A 17,418-nucleotide genomic window follows, 5' to 3' on the forward strand; every position below is an offset into this window, starting at 1 on the left:
GCGACGCGTCTCCTCCGACCACTACCCCAGGGAGAGGATCATGAATCGCGACACTTCTACCACACACGTCCCGCACTTCATGACCGGTGATGAATGGCAGATTCCGACCTTTGCGCTGCTGCGCCAGAACGGCACGCTGCATGACGGCGCTGCGGCTCCGGAACTGAGCCACGACAAGGCGCTGCGCATCTACCGCGCGATGCGTTTCACGCGGGTGCTCGACGAACGCATGCTCGCCGCCCAGCGCCAGGGGCGGCTGAGTTTCTACCTGCAGTGCACCGGCGAGGAGGCCACCGTGGTCGGTGCCACGGCGGCGCTGCAGGATGACGACATGATCATGGCGCAGTACCGTGAGCAGGGCGCGTTGGCCTATCGCGGTTTCTCCATCGACGAGTTCATGAACCAGCTGTTCGGCAATGCCCTGGACTACGGCAAGGGCCGCCAGATGCCGATCCACTACGGCTCCGCCGAGTACCACTACATGACCATCTCCTCGCCGTTGGCGACCCAGATTCCCCAGGCGGTGGGCTACGCCTATGGCCAGAAGCTGGATGGTGAAGGGCGCTGTACCATCACCTTCTTCGGCGAAGGGGCCGCCTCCGAGGGGGATTTCCATGCCGCCCTCAATATGGCCTCGGTGCATCAGGTGCCGGTGATCTTTCTGTGTCGCAACAACGGCTACGCCATCTCCACCCCGACCTGCGAGCAGTTCGCCGCTGACGGCATCGCCCCGCGAGCCTTTGGCTATCGCATGCACGTGATCCGCGTCGACGGCAACGACCTGCTGGCGGTCTACCAGGCCACGCTGGAGGCGCGGCGGCTCGCCGTCGAAGACAACAAGCCGGTGCTGATCGAGGCCATGACCTACCGCCTGGCGGCGCACTCATCGTCGGACGATCCCTCCGGCTATCGCAGCCAGAAGGAGGAGGCGGCGTGGCGTGAGAAGGACCCGCTGGCGCGCATGCGCCACTGGCTCGAGCGCCAGGGCTGGTGGGACGACGACGAGGAGCGCCGGCGCGAGGAGCAGCTGCGCGACGAGGTGCTGGCCGCCATGAAGCGCGCCGAGCGCCAGCCACCGCCGCCGCTGGCCAGCCTGGTCAGCGACGTCTACGACGCAGTGCCGGCGGCCCTGGCCGAGCAGCTGGCAGCGCTGGAAGCGCATGTGCGCCGCTACCCCGAGGAGTATCCGCGCGGCGCGGCCGGGCTCGACGGCGTCGCTGGGTCAGCGGCGGGAGGGCGGTGACATGGCGCACATGAATATGCTGCAGGCGATCAATCAGGCGCTGGATATCGCCATGCAAAGCGACACCCGGGTGATCTGCTTCGGCGAGGACGTAGGCAGCTTCGGCGGGGTGTTCCGAGCCACCAGCCACCTGCAGGAGAAATACGGCAAGGCGCGTTGCTTCAATACGCCGCTGGTCGAGCAGGGTATCGTCGGCTTCGCCAACGGCCTGGCGGCCCAGGGCCACAGGGCGGTGGCCGAGATCCAGTTCGCCGACTACATCTATCCGGCCTTCGACCAGATCGTCAACGAGAGTGCCAAGTTCCGCTACCGTTCGGGGAATCTGTTCAACGTCGGCGGCCTGACCATTCGCACCCCCTACGGCGGCGGCATCTCCGGCGGCCACTACCATTCGCAGTCGCCGGAGGCCTACTTCGCCCACACCCCGGGCCTCAAGGTGGTGGTGCCGCGCAACCCGCACCAGGCCAAGGGGCTGTTGCTGGCGGCGATCCGCGACCCCAACCCGGTGCTGTTCTTCGAACCCAAGCGCCTCTATCGTGCCTCCAGCGGCGAGGTACCCGAGGGCGACTACCAGCTACCGCTGGGCGAGGCCGAGGTGGTTAAGGAGGGGGCCGATCTCACCCTGGTGGCGTGGGGCGCGCAGATGCCGATCATCGAGGAGGCCGCCGAGCTCGCCGAGCGCGACGGTATCTCCTGCGAGGTGATCGACCTGCGCAGCATCCTGCCCTGGGATCGCGACTGCGTGGCCGAATCGGTGTTCAAGACCGGGCGCCTGGTGATCAGCCATGAGGCGCCGCTCACCGGCGGCTTTGCCGCCGAGATCGCCGCGGCCATTCAGCAGCACTGCTTCCTGTATCTGGAGTCGCCCATTGCCCGGGTCACCGGGCTGGATACGCCGTTTCCGCTGACCCTGGAAAAGGAGTACCTGCCCGATGCCCTCAAGGTGCTAGAGGCGATCCGTGCCAGCGTCAATTTCTAGGGATGGGAGTCGTGTGATGAGCGAATTCAAGCTGCCCGATATCGGTGAGGGCATCGTCGAGTGTGAAGTGGTCAAGTGGCTGGTGGGTGAGGGCGACGCGATCCACGAGGACCAGCCGGTGGTCGAGGTGATGACCGACAAGGCGCTGGTCGAGATCACTGCGCCGGAGAGCGGCCGGGTCACCGCACTGCATTACGCCGAGGGCGAGAGCGCCAGGGTGCACTCGGCGCTGTTCAGCTATCGACCCGCCGGGCAGGCGGAAGCCGAGCCTGCGGCCGAGGCTGAAGCGGAAGGCAACGCTGCGTCGCCTGACGTGGGACCGACCTCGCTGCCGCCCGAATCGGCCAGTGCCGGGGCGAGTGAGCCATTGCCGGCGGCCGCGCAGCGGACCCCGGCGAGCCCTGCGGTGCGACGCCTGGCCCGGGAACTGGGCGTGGCGCTGAGCGAAGTGGTGGGCTCCGGCAAGGATGGCCGGGTCCTCAAGGAGGACCTGCAGGCGATTCAGCGGGCGGCGTCCCGGTCCGCTGTGAGCAGCGAAACGGCGGTACGCGTCGAGCAACAGAGCGGGCTGCGTGCGGCGATGGCGCGGCATATGCGCGAGGCGGTGTCGATTCCGCATTTCCACTATGGCGAGGAGATCGACGTCACCGCGCTGCTGGCGTTGCACCAGCGGCTCAAGGCCACGGCGGATGCCCGAGGCCAGCGGCTGACGCTGATGGCGCTGTTCATGAAGTCCCTGGCGCTGGCGCTGGGCGAGCATCCGCGCGTCAACGCCGGCTATCGGCTGGACGCCGACGAGGTGCACTTTCATCAGCACTGCCATATCGGCATGGCGGTGGACAGTCCCACGGGGCTGATCGTGCCGGTGGTGCGCCACGTCGAGCGCAGCAGCCTGCTGGCGCTGGCCGGCGAGATCGCGCGCTTGACCCAGGCCGCCCGCGACGGCCGAGTGGGCGGCGACGATCTCAGGGGGGCGACCATCACGCTATCCAATATCGGGGCGCTGGGCGGCACCTATGCGACGCCGATCATCAGCGCGCCTCAGGTAGCGATCGGCGCCATCGGGCGGGTACAGCACCTGCCGCGCTTCGATGCGGATGGTGCGGTGGTGGCACGGGCGATCATGACGGTAACCTGGGCCGGCGACCACCGGGTACTCGACGGCGGCGATATGGCACGCTTCTGCCAGGCGTGGAAGGGCTATCTGGAAGCGCCGGAATCGATGCTGCTGCATCTCGGCTGAGGCCGCACTCGATGAGCCAGGCGCCGCTGCAGCAGTTCTACATTCCCGAAGAGCAGTCGATCTATCTGCTCAGCCACGACGATGCGCGCAAGCTCAAGGAGTGGGTGGCGCTATGTCGCTCGCAGCTCGAGCAGCTCGGATATCGTGACATCGAGTTGATTGGCAAGGGTGCCTACGGCTTCGTCTTCGCCGGCCGGCCGCAGGCGCTAGACAGCGCCTGGTTGGTGTTCAAGTTCAACCGCATCACGCTGTCGGTACACCTCAAGGCGCGCCTCGAGGAGGAGGCCTTCATGCTCGAGCAGGTCGCGCATCCGCAGGTGCCACGGCTGGTGGCCTTTCAACGCGTGCGCCAGCAGTCGATCCTGGTCATGGAGCGCGCCCCGGGGCTCAACCTCGAGGAGGTCTCGCTACGCGAGGGGCCGCTGAGCCCACGCCTGGTGGTGCATATTGCCGCGCAACTGGCGGATATCCTGCGCGCCTTGCGCGGCGGGTCGCGGGTGGTGGTGCACGGCGATATCAAGCCCTCGAACCTGGTATTCGATGCCGCCAGCGAGCGCGTCGCGCTGATCGACTGGGGCTCGTCGGTGTTCGCCCAGCTCGACGCCGAGCTGCAGTTTCTCGGCGAGGGGATCAGCGCGCTGATGGCCGATGGAATGCAGCAGACCAATGCGCGGCTGGGCGATGTCTATTTCATTGGCGAAGAGCAGCTCAATGGTGCGCTGTCGTCGCCGCGTTTCGATGAGCAGGGCGCGGCAGCCACGTTGTATGCGCTGGCAGCGGGGCAGTCGTGCCGCTTCGCCTGGCGCGCCATGCCGCCGACCTCGCTGGGGCTGCCGCGGGAGTTTGCGCGGGTGCTCGAGGCGCTGCTCGATGACGACCCGGCGCTGCGCCGCCGTGCCGGCGACTACTTCCTAAGCGAGATGCCGCGCCTGGCGCGCCACGTGTTGATCGACCTGCCAGGCTCGCCACCGGCGCCGCTGGTACCGGTGTGGAGCCGGCGTGCCGACCGCGACATCGATACCGTGGTGTACAGCTCGCGGCGCGCGTTTCTGCGTGAGGAGGGGGCACTGGCTTCGCCGAGCGAGGTCAACGATGTGCAGCTCGATCGCTACTACAAGCAGTTCATGCAGGGCATGGGTGACACCGAGAAGGCCTTCCTGTCGGCGGTCAGCCGGCTGGGGCGCTATCCGGTGGTCGGTGGCCTGGCGGTGCGCTGGGAGCGCGATGGGGTCTATATCGACACCTCGCTGAATCTCCACGATCCGTCGCGGCGTGACGCCTTCGTCAGCGCGGTCAACGCCATGGTCCAGCTGGCCCGGGCCATCTACCGCCAGGGCATCTTCAAGAGCTGCCTGTTCAACGCCCGCGATACCCTGCATATCGACCGCGCCGAACCCAATCAGCCGTTTCGTGCCGAGCCGGGCATGGCGCTGCCCTATGAAGTCAGCGCGGTACCCGAGCTAGAGGATGAGAGTCGTGTGCACTCCTACTTCGAGGATGGCCCCGACCCTGAGGAGCTGCTGGTACTGCCGGCGACCATCATCAATGCGCTGGAGGCGCTCAACGGCATTCGCCATACCGGCATGATCATCTTCGAGGCGCTGCCCACCCATCTCAAGATACACAGCTATTATCGGCTGCTCGATCCCACGCAGGAGCGCACCTTCGCCGAGCTGCTGGCAACGATGCTCGCGGCGGTCGATCAGATCGAGGGGCTCGGGGTATCGGGCTATATGAAGATGCCCTACAAGGACACTCGCTTCTTTACCCATATCGAACGCCTGCCCGAGCGCTACTATCCGGCTAACCCGCGTGCCGAGAGCCATGGTAGGAGCGTTCCCGCTCGGGACTGATCCGTCGACAGGTCTACGCCCCCTCTACGACCTGTCCCCGGCGTCCCTCGCTAGGCGCGCTGCCCCAGGGGCGTTGACCGATTCGGCCCAGGGGCTAGAATGGCTCGCTAACTGCATTCTCACGCCCGGGACGACCCGGCGCGTGCCTGCCGTTTCGGGGACGGCCCCGCCCGACGTGAGTCATCGTTCATGCATATTGCCTGGATATACCTGCTGGCGGCAGGGCTGCTGGAAGTCGCCTGGGCGCTGGGGCTCAAGGCCTCCCACGGCTTCACCCGGCCATTGGCCAGCGTGTTTACCGTGGTCACCATGGCGGCGAGCTTCTATCTTCTCTCATTGGCCATGAAGAGCCTGCCGGTGGGCACCGCCTATGCCATCTGGGTGGGAATCGGAGCGCTGGGCACGGTGCTGCTGGGCATCGTGATCTACGGCGACAGCGCCAGCCCCTGGCGATTGTTCAGCCTGGTGTTGATTTTGGCTGGACTAATAGGCCTCAAGCTGGCCAGTTAGCTGTTACAGCAAGCCCTGGCGACGCATGGTGTCGGTGATGATCGGCACCGGCGTCATAAGGTGTTCGCACATCATCGCACTGGCGCGCTCGGCATCGCGGGCCAGCACCACCTCGACCAGCGCAGCGTGCTCCTGACGCTTGGCCTCCAGCGCGCTTTCCGAGAACACCGTCTCGCGCAGCCACAGATGGCGATAGCGCTCGACTTGGTCGAACAGGCTGTCGCGCACCTGAAGCAGATGCGGGGAGTTGCAGCCGGCCACCATGGCGGTGTGAAACGCCTTGTGGCGGCTGTCCCAGACGTCGAGCACCTCGTCCGGGCCGTTGACCTCCATGACCCGCGATAGGGTGTGGGCCTTGGCCAGGATATTGGCCTCCCAGGCATCGTCGCCGCGCTCGATGGCCAGGCGCAAGAGCATGGCCTCGAGCTGCGAGCGGGCGTCGTAGAGGTCGTGGAGTTCGGCCAGTGACATCGGCGCGACCCGGTAGCCGCGCTGGCTGATGGCGACCACCAGACGCTCCGCCACCAGCTGCGACAGCGCTTCGCGCAGCGGCCCCACCCCAAGGCCATAGCGCTCCTTGAGGGTGCTCATGAGTAGCTTCTCACCGGGGCGGAACTGGCCGCGGGTGATATCGCGCTTGAGGCCTTGATAGGCGCTGATGGCGAGGTTCTGGCGCGGTTGGCTGTCCGTGGTCGAGGGCATGGCGGTCCTTGGCTGAGTGACGATACTGCCCCGGATGATACTCAAACCGCGCGGAGCTGGCGAAATATTCGCCTGGAAGCTGATATTATCCAGTAATGTCAACATTCAGCCTAGCGTGAGGCGCGCGTGTACGATTTCATCATCATCGGCGGCGGGATTCTCGGGCTCTCCACGGCCATGCAGCTCAACCGCGTCTATCCTGGTCGTCGCATGCTGCTGCTCGACAAGGAGGAGGGGCCGGCGCGCCACCAGAGCGGGCACAACAGCGGCGTGATCCATGCCGGCGTCTACTACACGCCGGGCAGCCTCAAGGCGCGCTTCTGCCTGGCCGGTAACCGCGCCACCAAGGCGTTCTGCGATGAGCACGGGATCGCCTACGACACCTGCGGCAAGCTGCTGGTGGCCACCAACGCACTGGAGCTGGAGCGCATGCAGGCGCTATGGGAGCGCACCGAGGCCAACGGCCTGGAGCGTTACTGGCTGAGTGGCGCCGAGTTGCGTGAGCGGGAGCCCAATATCGTTGGAGAGGGGGCGATATTGGTGCCGTCCAGCGGCATCGTCGACTACGCCGAGGTGACGCGGGCCATGGCCGCCGAGTTCGAGCGCCAGGGCGGTGAGCTGCAATTCGCCACCGAGGTCACCGGCATCGAGGAGCGCCCCCACGAGGTGGTGCTAAAGACCCGCCAGGGCGAGTTCGTCAGCCGCTACCTGGTGTCCTGCTCCGGATTGATGGCCGACCGCCTGGTACGCATGCTGGGCAAGAACCCAGGCTTCACCATCTGCCCGTTCCGCGGCGAATACTATCGGTTGCCGGCCACCCATAACGCCATCGTAAAGCACCTGATCTACCCGATTCCCGATCCCTCGATGCCGTTTCTGGGCGTACATCTGACGCGCATGATCGACGGCAGCGTCACGGTGGGCCCCAACGCGGTGCTGGCACTCAAGCGCGAGGGCTATCGCAAGTCCGACGTGTCGCTGCTCGACATGGCCAGGATGTTCTCCAACCCCGGCATTCTCAAGGCGCTGGGCAAGAACCTGCGCCCGGGGCTGGTGGAGATGAAGAATTCGTTCTTTCGCAAGGGCTATCTCGAGGAGGTGCGCAAGTACTGCCCGAGCCTGACCCTGGACGACCTGGGCCCCTACCCCTCGGGAGTGCGCGCCCAGGCGGTGTCGCGGGAGGGCAAGCTGATCGACGACTTCCTGTTCGTCAATACCAAGCGCACGGTCAACGTCTGCAATGCGCCGTCGCCGGCGGCCACCTCGGCGCTGCCGATCGGTGCACATATCGTCGACAAGGTGCGTGCCCAGGTGGACGCCTGAGTCGAGAAGGTGTCGCCGTACCGGGCCATGCGGCCGCTAGTCGCGCTGGCCAAGCTCACTCCAAGCAGCGTAGGTGCTGAGAAACACGCGGCCGGTGATTTCGTCGAGGAAGTGGCTGCGGTTGAGCTGGTCCATCACCGGCCCCTTGATCTCGGCCAGATGCAGGGTGACGTTGGAGTCCTTGAGGCGCGCGTTGATGGCGTCGAGGCTCTCCAGCGCCGAGGCGTCGATCAGGTTGACCGCCGAGCAGATCAGTACCACGTGCTCCAGTTCGGGCCGGCTGGCCACCAGGTCGTAGACGGTATCCTCGAGATAGCGGGCGTTGGCGAAGTAGAGGCTCTCGTCGATGCGCAGCAGGGCGACGTGGCTGGCGGTTTCCACCTCGTGGCGGGTCAGGTTGCGGAAGTGCTCGGTGCCGGGCACGCGGCCGACCAGTGCACTGTGCGGGCGGCTGGTGCGATACAGGAATAGCCCGATGGAGAGTGCGACCCCGGCGATGATGCCTGCCTCCACGCCCTCGACCAGAGTCAGCAGGATGGTCACCGCCATGGCGGCGAAGTCGCTGCGCGAGTAGCGCCAGGTCTGGCGCAGCATGTCGATATCCACCAGGGTCAGGATCGAGACCGTGATGGTCGCGGCCAGGGTGGCGATCGGCAGGTAGTAGAGCAGCGAGGTCATCGACAGCGTGACCAGGGCGATGCCGAGTGCGGCGAAGGCGCCGGCGGCGGGGGTCTGGGCACCGGCATCGAAGTTGATCACGGTGCGCGACAGCCCGCCCGTGACCGGCATGCCGCCGCTGAAACCGGCGGCGAGGTTGGCACCGCCGAGGCCGATCAGCTCCTGGTTGGGCGAGATCCGCTGGCGCCGCTTGGCGGCCAGCATCTGGCCCATCGAGATCGACTCGACGAAGCCCACCAGGCTGATCAACAGGGCAGGGATCAGCAGTGCCCGCCACAGCGACAGCTCGCTGAACGGCAGGGTCAGCGGCGGCAGCCCTTGGGGGATGGCGCCGACCACCGCCACGCCGCCCGCGGCCAGCTCCCAATGCCAGCTGGCCAGCGTCGTGGCGACCACCGCGAACACCGGCCCGGCCTTGGCCAGAAGGTCGGCCAGGCCGTGCATCAATCCCAGGCGCAGCAGTGCATCGCGGCCGTAGCGGCGCATCAGCACCAGGAAGGCCAGGGTGCCCAGGCCGATGGCCAGGGTTGGGACGTGCACGTCAGTAAGATTAGGTGCCAGGGTGATAAGGCGCTCGAGCAGCGTGAAACCGCTGCTGTCGATGCCCAGCATACTGCCCAGCTGGCTGGCGGCGATGAGGATCCCCGAGGCGGTGAGAAAACCCGAAATCACCGGGTGGCTGAGAAAATTGGTAAAGAACCCCAGTTTCATCAGCCCCATGACGGCGAGCATGCCCCCCGACAGTAGCGACAGCACCAGCGCCGCCTGCAGGTATTCCGGGCTGCCGGGGCTGGCCACCGCCGACAGCGCGGCACCGGTCATCAGCGCGATGATCGCCACCGGGCCCACCGCCAGGGTGCGGCTAGTGCCGAACAGACAGTAGACCAGCTGGGGCAGGATACTGGCGTAAAGCCCCACCACCGCGGGAAGGCCGGCGAGAATCGCATAGGCCAGCGACTGTGGGATCACCATCACCGTGACGATAATGCCGGCCAGCAGGTCGGCGCCTAACAGCCGTCGGTGATAGTGGGGCAGCCAGGTGAGAATCGGCAGGTAGCGCTTGAGCATCACGGGCCCGTGTCGGAAGGCGATATGGCATTGATGAGTCTGATAAACAATCAAGGTTACCGGAAATCAACCAGGATGTTGATCGCTAAGCGACGGCTAGCAGGTAACATGCGTCATAACAGGTCCCTGATGCGAGATGCCGATGTCACTGGATACTCACTACCTCGAGAAGCAGCTGTTGGCGCTGCTGGCGATACCTTCGCCATCGCTGCATACCGCCGCGATCGCCGACCACCTGGCGGATGAACTCACGCGCTTGGGAGTGGTGACCCGGCGCACTGCCCGCGGTGACCTGCTGGCCGAGGCGCCGGGCGGCGCAGCGCGGCGGGCGATTACCGCACACATGGATACCCTGGGTGCGATGGTGGTGCGACTCAAGGACAACGGCCGGCTGGCGGTACGCCCGATCGGCTCGTGGAATGCACGCTTTGCCGACGGCGCGCGGGTCAAGCTGCATGACGAAGTAGGAGAGGTGTTGGCGACCGGCACCCTGCTGCCGATCAAGGCGTCGGGGCATGTCTACAATGAGGCGGTCGATCGCCTGCCGGCGGACTGGGCGCATATCGAGCTGCGCCTTGATCTGGTCGAGACCGCTCCGGCGGCGCTGCGTGAGCAGGGTATCGAGGTGGGCGCGTTGGTCAGCGTCGACAGCCAGCCCAGCGTCACCGAGAGCGGCTTTGTCAATGCCCGCCATCTCGACAACAAAGCAGCCATCGCCTGTTTGCTGGCGGCAATTCGCGCGGTTGGCCTGCCCGACGACGTGCGGCTGGTGTTCTCCTGTGCCGAGGAGCTCGGGGTGGGTATCAGCCACGTGATGTTCGACGGCATCGACGAGGTGCTCAACCTGGATATCGCCGCCCAGGGCGAGGGCCAGAACGTCTGCCACCACGGGGTGACCATCGCCATGCTCGACTCGCTGGGGCCCTTGCATCCCGTGGCGACCCGGCGGCTGATTGCGCTGTGTCGTGAGCAGCAGATCCCCTTTACCCGCGACTGCTTTCCCTACTACTACTGTGACGGCGACGCTGCGGCCAAGGCCGGCCTCGACGTACGCAATGCGCTGGCCTGCTTCGGCGCCGATGCCTCCCATGGCTGGGAGCGGGTGCACCGCGACTCGCTGCTGGCGCTGAGTCGGCTGGTCAGCGCCTGGCTGCCGGCGCCGCAGGGCTAAGCGTCGGGCGTTGATCTGCCCGGCCAGTGGCCCTGCAGCGCCAGGTATTCGCGGCTGGGAGTGCTGGCCGCGCCGGTGGCCTTGAAGAAGGTCTTCTCCAGCATCGCCTCGCGGGTCTCCATCAGCGCCTGGGCGGCACGCATATGCTCGGCCATGACACGGCTGGCGCGCTCGGCGTTTGCGTCGCGCAGCGCGGCGATCAGCTGCTGCTGGTAGTCGTGGCCGCGCTGGCGTAGCTCCGGGTAGGGCTGCTGATAGATGCGCTGGCAGACGGTGTGGTTCATCAGTAGCCGAATTGGGTAGCGACACATCAGTGCCAGCAGTGGATTGGGGCAGTGCTCGACCAGCAGCAGGTGGAATTCGAGCTCCTTGTGACGCTGGGTGCGCTCCTCCTCGAGGGTGGCCGGCGGGTGGTCGTAGTAGGCCATCACCGCCTCCAGGCCGGCGAAGGCCGCGGCGTCAAGCCGGCCGGCGATGCTCGCCACCAGCGCTGGCTCGAGCTGCTTGCGTACCTCGTAGATGTCGTGAATGGTCGGCGGACGAAAGAAGAAGTAGTTGCCGAGCAGCTCCATGCTGCGGTTGGCGCTGACCTCGGCGATAAAGGCGCCGCCCTTGGGGCCGGTGCGGGTCTGGATCAGGCCCTGTGCCTCGAGGGCGCGCAGCGCCTCGCGAATGGTACCTTTGGAGGCGCCCAGGGCGTCGATCAGATGCTGCTCCTGGGGCAGTCGCTCGCCGGGCGTCAGGCCGTGCTCGGCGATATAGTCCTTGAGCGCCTCGGCGATGGCATGGGTGCGCTTGCGGCGCGGAGCAGCGGCGGGCGATGACGAATTCATGGTGCTCCCGGCGTGGTGTTGGTCGAGGCGCTAGCCTGCCATGGCCCCCGCTCGGGGTACAGGCAGGCGGCGCGATGCGAATATTGGTCAAGCGCGTTCAGCGCAGGCGGTGCCTGGCGGCAGTCATCGCGGGCCTTGGGGCAGCGCGGCGCGAAGGCGCAGCCGGGCGGTGGGTCGAGCGGATCGGGCAGCTCGGCGGCGCTGGACTCGGCAACGATGGGCGGCCCGCCGGGTACCGGCGCGCTGCCCAGCAGCAGCCGGGTATAGGGGTGGGCGGGCTCGCTGAACAGCCGGCGCGCGGGGGCCTGTTCCACCACCCGCCCAAAGTACATCACCGCGATGCGCTGGCTGATGGTCTCGACCACCGACAGGTCGTGGCTGATGAACAGGTAGGTGAGGTCGAATTCGGCCTTGAGCCGACGCAGCAGCTGCAGCACCTGGGCCTGGACCGAGACATCCAGCGCCGAGACCGGCTCGTCGAGCACCAGCACCTCGGGTTCGGCGGCCAGCGCCCGGGCGATGCCGATGCGCTGGGCCTGGCCGCCGGAAAACTCGTGGGGATAGCGACTCACGAACTCGGGACGCAGATTGACCACCTCGAGCAGCTCGGCGATGCGCGCGTCCAGCGCCCGGCCCGAGAGGCCACGCAAGTGCTTGAGCGGGGCGGCGAGGATATCGCGGATACGCATGCGCGGGTTGAGCGAACTGAGCGGGTCCTGGAAGACGTACTGGATGCGTCGCGACAGCGCGTGACGGTCGTGGCGGCGCATGGTTTGCAGGTCTTCGCCGGCGAAACGCACCTGGCCGGCAGTGGGGGTGTCGAGCCCGACCAGCATGCGCGCCAGGGTCGACTTGCCGCAGCCGGACTCGCCGACGATGCCCAGGGTCTCGCCGCGCGCCACCTGCAGGTCGACGCCCTGCACGGCGTGCACGCCCGGTTTGGCCACGCCCAGCAGGCTGCGGCCACCGCCGAAGGTGCGCGTCAGCCCGGTGATGTCGAGCAGCGGTTCAGGCATGGGCAGCTCCGGTCGTGGTGCGGTTGGCCAGCGGCTTGATGCAGCGCACCTGGCGCTGGGCGTCGCTGGCGATCAGGGCGATGTCCCCCTCGCGGCAGCGCGGCTCGGCCAGGTCGCAGCGCTCGGCGAAGGCGCAGCCTTCTGGCAGGGCGTTGGCCGCCGGTGGCAGACCGGGAATCGCCGCCGGCTCGTGGTCGGGGTCGCCGAGGCGGGGCACACAGTCGATCAGCCGCCGGGTGTAGGGGTGGCGCGGATTGGCCAGCAGTTCCTGCGTGGGACCTACCTCGACGATGCGGCCGGCGTACATCACCGCCACGCGGTCGCAGATCTGCGAAACCACGCCGAAATCGTGGGTGATGAACAGCACCGCGGTGCCCTGCGCCTCGCGCAGCCGCTTGAGCAGGGCCAGGATCTGCGCCTGAACCGTGACGTCCAGCGCCGTGGTCGGCTCGTCGGCGATGATCAACTGCGGATCATTGGCCAGCGCCATGGCGATACCGACACGCTGGCGCATGCCACCGGAAAGCTCGTGGGGGTACTGGGCCGCGCGGCGCTCGGGGTTGGGGATCCGCACCTGGCCGAGCAGCGCCACGGCACGCTGATGGGCGGCCTGGCGCGACAGCGGCTGATGGGTGCGAATCGCCTCGACCAGCTGCTCGCCGACCTTGATCAGCGGATGCAGGGTCGAGAGCGGATCCTGGAACACGTAGGCCACCTGGTTGCCGCGCACCTTGCGCAGCTCACGGATGCCAAGGTCGAGCAGGTCGCGACCCTCGAACTCGACGCGCCCGCCGCTGATCACGCCCGGCGGCGAGGCCACCAGGCCCAGCAGCGACAGCGCGGTGACCGACTTGCCGGAACCCGATTCGCCGACCAGTCCCAGGCACTCGTTGGGCTCGAGGGCGAAGCTCACGCCGTTGACGGCACGGTAGGTGTCGCGGCCGACCTCGAAATCGGTGTGCAGGTCGTCGACCTCGAGCAGCGCCGGTGCCTGGTTGGGCACGCGCACCGCGTCATCGACCTTGGCATGGCGCCGACGGCGCAGGCGGGTCTGCGGCGCCGGGCGCGACAGCGCGCCGGACTTGAGGCGCGGGTCGAGGGCGTCGCGCACGCCGTCGCCGAGCAGGTTGATGCTCATCACCAGCAGGAAGATCGCGATCCCTGGCAGGGTGGCGACATGCGGGGCGTTGATGATCATGCGCCGGCCCTCGCCGAGCATCGAACCGAGGTCGGCTTGGGGCGGTTGGGCGCCGAGGCCGAGGAAGCTCAGTCCGGCGGTCTCGAGGATCATCCAGCCCACCGTGGTGGAGAGGGTGATGACGATCACCGGCAGCACGTTGGGCAGTATCTCGCTGAGCAGGATGCGCAGGTCGCCCTTGCCCGACAGCCGCGCGGCGTCGACGAACTCACGGTGGGCGATGCTCACCGTGGCGCCGCGGATGTTGCGCGCGAAGAACGGGATATTGACGATGGCGATGGCGTAGAGGGCGTTCATCAGCCCCGGCCCCAGCACCGCGACGATGGCCAGCGCCAGCAGGATATAGGGGAACGCCATCAGCATGTCGATGCCGCGCATCAGTACGTTGTCGGTGCGCCCGCCGAAGTAGCCCGATACCAGCCCGATCAGCGAGCCGATAAAGGCCGCCACCAGCGAGGCGGCGATGCCCACCGCGAGGCTGACCCGCAGGCCCCATAGCAGCCGCGAGAGAATATCGCGGCCGAGCTGGTCGGTACCCAGCCAGTGGCCCTCGGCGAGCGGCGGTTGTAGGCGGTTGGCGGGATTGGTGGCGTTGGGTTCGAGCAGCGGCAGCAGCGGGGTGACCAGCGCCAGCAGCACCAGAGCGAGCAGCAGCAGGCCACCGAATGCCGCCAGGCGGTTGCGCGCCAGCAGTTTGAGGAATGCCATCATGCCTTGATCCTCGGGTCGAGCCAGTACTGCAGCAGGTCGGCGCATAGGTTGAACAGCACATAGCTGGCGGCCACCACCAGCACGCCGCCCTGGACCAGCAGGATGTCGCGGGTCGAGATGGCGGTGACCAGCATGCGGCCGATGCCGGGCCACTGGAACACCGTCTCGATGTACACCGCACCGCCGATCACGAAGCCGGCCTGCACGCCGATCACCGGGATCAGGTTGACCAGCGCCACCTTGAAGGCGTGGCCGAGGATCACGCGATTCTCGTCGAGGCCCTTGGCGCGGGCGGTGCGAATATAGTCCTGGCGTAGCACCTCGAGCATGTTGGAACGGGTCAGTCGCGCAATCACACCCGCCGCCACTACCGCCAGGGCGATGGCCGGCAGCACCAGATGGCGCAGCAGGTCGGGCAGGTCGCCGCCGCCGTAGATCGAATACATGCCGCTGACCGGAAACCAGCGCAGTTCCACGGCGAACAGCAGGATCATCAGCATGCCCAGCCAGAAGGCCGGCACCGAGATGCCGATTAGTACCAGCAGGGTGATGATGCGATCGGCCCAGCCGTACTGGCGCACCGCCGAGACGATGCCGGCAACCACGCCGATCACCACGCACAGCGCCAGCGAGGTGCCGGCCAGGATCAGGGTCGCGCCGAAGCGCTCCAGCACCTCATCGAGTACCGGCCGGTTGAGATGATAGGAGCGCCCGAAGTCGCCCTGCAGGATATTGGTCAGCCACACCCAGTACTGCTGCGGCAGGCTGAGGTCGAGGCCGAGGTTGGCGCGCAGCCGTGCCAGGTTCTCCGGCGTGGCGTAGGAGCCAAGGATGGCCAGTGCCGGGTCGCCGGGGATCAGCGACATGATCAGAAACACGATCACCGTCAGCCCCAGCAGCACCGGCACCGTCATCAGCAGGCGGCGCAGTACGTAGAGATGCATGTCATCACTCCGCTTGGCGTGGGCCTCCGGGCAGGCGTGCCTGCCCGGGGCACGGCGTGCTTACGGCTTGCTGACCTCGTGGAGCAGCAGGAAGAACGACGGCTGCAGGCGGAAGCCCTCCACCGCGGCGCTGGACACCGCGTTCTGCTGCCAGTTGGCGACGAAGGCCCAGGGCGCGTCCTCGTGGACGATGGCCTGCATCTCCTTGTAGAGCGCGGCACGCTCGTCCTGGTCGACGCTGCGGCGGGCCTGCTCGAGCAGCGCGTCGACCTCCGGATTGCTGTAGTAGCCTGAGTTGAAGCCGCCCTGGTCGGGCATGGCCTCGCTGCGCAGGGCCAGGAACGGCAGGGTGTCCGGGTCGTTGGTCATCCACGCCATCTGCGCCATGTCGGCCTTGCCTTCGAGGCCCGGGTTGACCTCGCCGAGGAAGGTGTTCCACTCGTAGGTCGCGATGCTGACGTCGAGGCCTACGTCGGCCAGGTCAGCCTGGATCGCCGCGCCCATGGGGATTGGGTCGAGCATCCCCGAGCCGCCCTCGGTGACGTAGAAGGTCAGCTCGGCGCCCTCGTGGCCGGCCTCGGCGATCAGCTCGCGGGCGCGCTCCGGGTCGTAGGGGTAGGGTTCGAGCTCCTCGTTGTAGGCCCACTCGAAGGCCGGCGGAATCGGGCCGGCGGCCACCGTGGCGGTGCCCTCGAGGATATTGTCGACCAGCGACGCCTTGTCGATGGCGTAGTTGATCGCCTGGCGCATGCGCTGGTCGGCGAAGGGGCCCTCCTTGGTATTGAGGATCAGGAACCAGAGGTGCGGGCCGGCCTGTTCGGACACCTGGTACATCGGGTCCTCGGCGAACTGGGCGACGTTGTCCGGTGGCACCTCGACCATCAGGTCGATACCGCCGGCCATCATCTCGGCGACCCGGGTGTTGGCATCGGTGATCGGCCGAAACACCACCGCCTCCAGCGCCGGCGCGCCGTCCCAGTAGTCGGGGTTGGCGCTGGCCACCACGCGGCTGTTGCTCTGCCACTCCTCGAACTGGAAGGGCCCGGTGCCCGAGGGGTTGCGGCCGAAGTCCTCGCCGTGCTCCTCCACCGCCGCCGGCGAGACGATCAGGCCGGTGGGGTAGGCGAGGTTGGAGAGGAAGGGCGCATAGGGCTCGTCAAGGGTGAAGGTGACCTCGTGCTCGCCGCTGGCCTCGACGCTGTCGATGGCCTCGAAGAAGAACGCCAGCGGGAACGGGCCAGTGTCGTGGTAGGGGTGCTCCTCGTCGAGCATGCGCTCGAAGTGGAACACCACCGCCTCGGCGTCGAAGGCGCTGCCATCGTGGAAGCTGACGTCGTCGCGCAGGGTGAAGGTGTAGACGGTGCCGTCGTCACTGATCTGCCACTCGCTGGCCAGCGCCGGCTCGACCTCGAGGGTGCCGTCGGCGTAGCGCACCAGGCCGTCGTACATGTTCATCATGATGCGGAAGTCGTTGACCGCGGTGACCTGGGCCGGGTCCAGCGACTGCGGCTCGGCGATCTGGCCGACTACCAGCACGTTGGGCGGGGTCTGGGCGGCGAGCGGGGCGCTCAAGCCGGCCACGGCCAGCGCCAGGGCCGAAAGACCCAGGCCCTTGGGCAGTGCGAGGGAGCGAATCATCGTGCCTCTCCTGATGTTGTTGAGGTTGTCGTGGGTGAGCACAAGCGGCTACGCTGAAGGTGTTTTGTATTTATCATGATAAATGTCTCCCATTAGGTATGGCATAGCCCAGAACACGATGCAAGTCGCGGGGTGAGACAGGTGGATACGGGGATTTGCCGAGCAAGAGGGAAGCCGGGCCTTTGCTCATAGCGAGGGACGCTGGGGGCAGGTCGAAGAGGGGGTGTCGATGCCATGGATGGCATCGGTAGCGCCCAGGGATGGTTTACAGCGCCCCCTCGTAGGCCTGCCGACGGATCAGTCCCGAG

The 17,418-nt window shown here is 67.0% G+C and carries 14 protein-coding genes; 7 read left to right on the forward strand and 7 right to left on the reverse strand.

All coding sequences use genetic code 11. The features are described from left to right. The first annotated feature begins 40 nt into the window (after window positions 1-40). The 5 genes from CK498_RS01600 to sugE all read left to right on the forward strand — a co-directional run bounded on the left by CK498_RS01600 (window position 41) and on the right by sugE (window position 5,828). A complete protein-coding gene (locus CK498_RS01600; RefSeq protein WP_229358923.1) occupies window positions 41-1,243 on the forward strand; it encodes a thiamine pyrophosphate-dependent dehydrogenase E1 component subunit alpha in 1,203 nt (400 codons plus the stop codon). 1 nt (window position 1,244) lies between these two features. Next, on the forward strand, window positions 1,245-2,222 hold the full coding sequence (locus CK498_RS01605; RefSeq protein WP_095619104.1) for an alpha-ketoacid dehydrogenase subunit beta: 978 nt from the start codon (window positions 1,245-1,247) through the stop codon (window positions 2,220-2,222). Window positions 2,223-2,238: 16 nt separating this feature from the next. Further along, window positions 2,239-3,465 (forward strand): 2-oxo acid dehydrogenase subunit E2, encoded by a 1,227-nt coding sequence (locus CK498_RS01610; RefSeq protein ID WP_095619105.1) that lies wholly within the window; start codon window positions 2,239-2,241, stop codon window positions 3,463-3,465. A gap of 11 nt (window positions 3,466-3,476) precedes the next feature. After that, entirely contained in the window at window positions 3,477-5,318 is a 1,842-nt protein-coding gene (locus CK498_RS01615) for a protein kinase domain-containing protein (RefSeq protein WP_095619106.1), read from the forward strand. 189 nt (window positions 5,319-5,507) lie between these two features. After that, a complete protein-coding gene (sugE, locus tag CK498_RS01620; protein WP_095619107.1) occupies window positions 5,508-5,828 on the forward strand; it encodes a quaternary ammonium compound efflux SMR transporter SugE in 321 nt (106 codons plus the stop codon). Between the two features lie 3 nt (window positions 5,829-5,831). Here the strand turns inward: sugE and csiR are convergent, their stop codons facing one another. Further along, window positions 5,832-6,530 carry a DNA-binding transcriptional regulator CsiR gene (gene csiR / locus CK498_RS01625; protein ID WP_095619108.1) on the reverse strand — a complete coding sequence of 233 codons (699 nt, stop codon included), beginning with the start codon at window positions 6,528-6,530 and terminating at the stop codon, window positions 5,832-5,834. Between the two features lie 126 nt (window positions 6,531-6,656). Here csiR and lhgO point away from each other — a divergent pair, with 126 nt between their 5' ends. Continuing rightward, on the forward strand, window positions 6,657-7,853 hold the full coding sequence (gene lhgO, locus CK498_RS01630) for an L-2-hydroxyglutarate oxidase (protein WP_095619109.1): 1,197 nt from the start codon (window positions 6,657-6,659) through the stop codon (window positions 7,851-7,853). 36 nt (window positions 7,854-7,889) lie between these two features. Here the strand turns inward: lhgO and CK498_RS01635 are convergent, their stop codons facing one another. After that, window positions 7,890-9,599, reverse strand: a complete 1,710-nt coding sequence (locus CK498_RS01635; protein WP_095619110.1) for a SulP family inorganic anion transporter — start codon at window positions 9,597-9,599, stop codon at window positions 7,890-7,892. Between the two features lie 142 nt (window positions 9,600-9,741). Here CK498_RS01635 and CK498_RS01640 point away from each other — a divergent pair, with 142 nt between their 5' ends. After that, window positions 9,742-10,770, forward strand: coding sequence for a zinc-binding metallopeptidase family protein (locus tag CK498_RS01640; protein ID WP_217987671.1), 1,029 nt, complete (start codon window positions 9,742-9,744; stop codon window positions 10,768-10,770). On the opposite strand, the gene CK498_RS01645 is transcribed toward CK498_RS01640, so the two are convergent. From CK498_RS01645 to CK498_RS01665, 5 genes are read right to left on the reverse strand one after another with little or no spacing between them, the layout of a single operon-like run. Continuing rightward, window positions 10,767-11,603, reverse strand: coding sequence for a FadR/GntR family transcriptional regulator (locus tag CK498_RS01645; RefSeq protein WP_095619112.1), 837 nt, complete (start codon window positions 11,601-11,603; stop codon window positions 10,767-10,769). The two genes, CK498_RS01640 and CK498_RS01645, sit on opposite strands and share 4 nt — an antisense overlap. Continuing rightward, on the reverse strand, window positions 11,600-12,619 hold the full coding sequence (locus tag CK498_RS01650; protein ID WP_095619113.1) for an ABC transporter ATP-binding protein: 1,020 nt from the start codon (window positions 12,617-12,619) through the stop codon (window positions 11,600-11,602). The genes CK498_RS01645 and CK498_RS01650 overlap by 4 nt, the downstream gene beginning before the upstream one ends. Further along, on the reverse strand, window positions 12,612-14,528 hold the full coding sequence (locus CK498_RS01655; RefSeq protein WP_095619114.1) for a dipeptide/oligopeptide/nickel ABC transporter permease/ATP-binding protein: 1,917 nt from the start codon (window positions 14,526-14,528) through the stop codon (window positions 12,612-12,614). The genes CK498_RS01650 and CK498_RS01655 overlap by 8 nt, the downstream gene beginning before the upstream one ends. After that, on the reverse strand, window positions 14,525-15,472 hold the full coding sequence (locus CK498_RS01660; protein WP_095619115.1) for an ABC transporter permease: 948 nt from the start codon (window positions 15,470-15,472) through the stop codon (window positions 14,525-14,527). The genes CK498_RS01655 and CK498_RS01660 overlap by 4 nt, the downstream gene beginning before the upstream one ends. A gap of 60 nt (window positions 15,473-15,532) precedes the next feature. Further along, window positions 15,533-17,110 carry an ABC transporter substrate-binding protein gene (locus CK498_RS01665; protein ID WP_095619116.1) on the reverse strand — a complete coding sequence of 526 codons (1,578 nt, stop codon included), beginning with the start codon at window positions 17,108-17,110 and terminating at the stop codon, window positions 15,533-15,535. Window positions 17,111-17,418 lie beyond the last annotated feature (308 nt).

This window comes from Halomonas salipaludis (assembly GCF_002286975.1).
Lineage (GTDB): Bacteria > Pseudomonadota > Gammaproteobacteria > Pseudomonadales > Halomonadaceae > Franzmannia > Franzmannia salipaludis.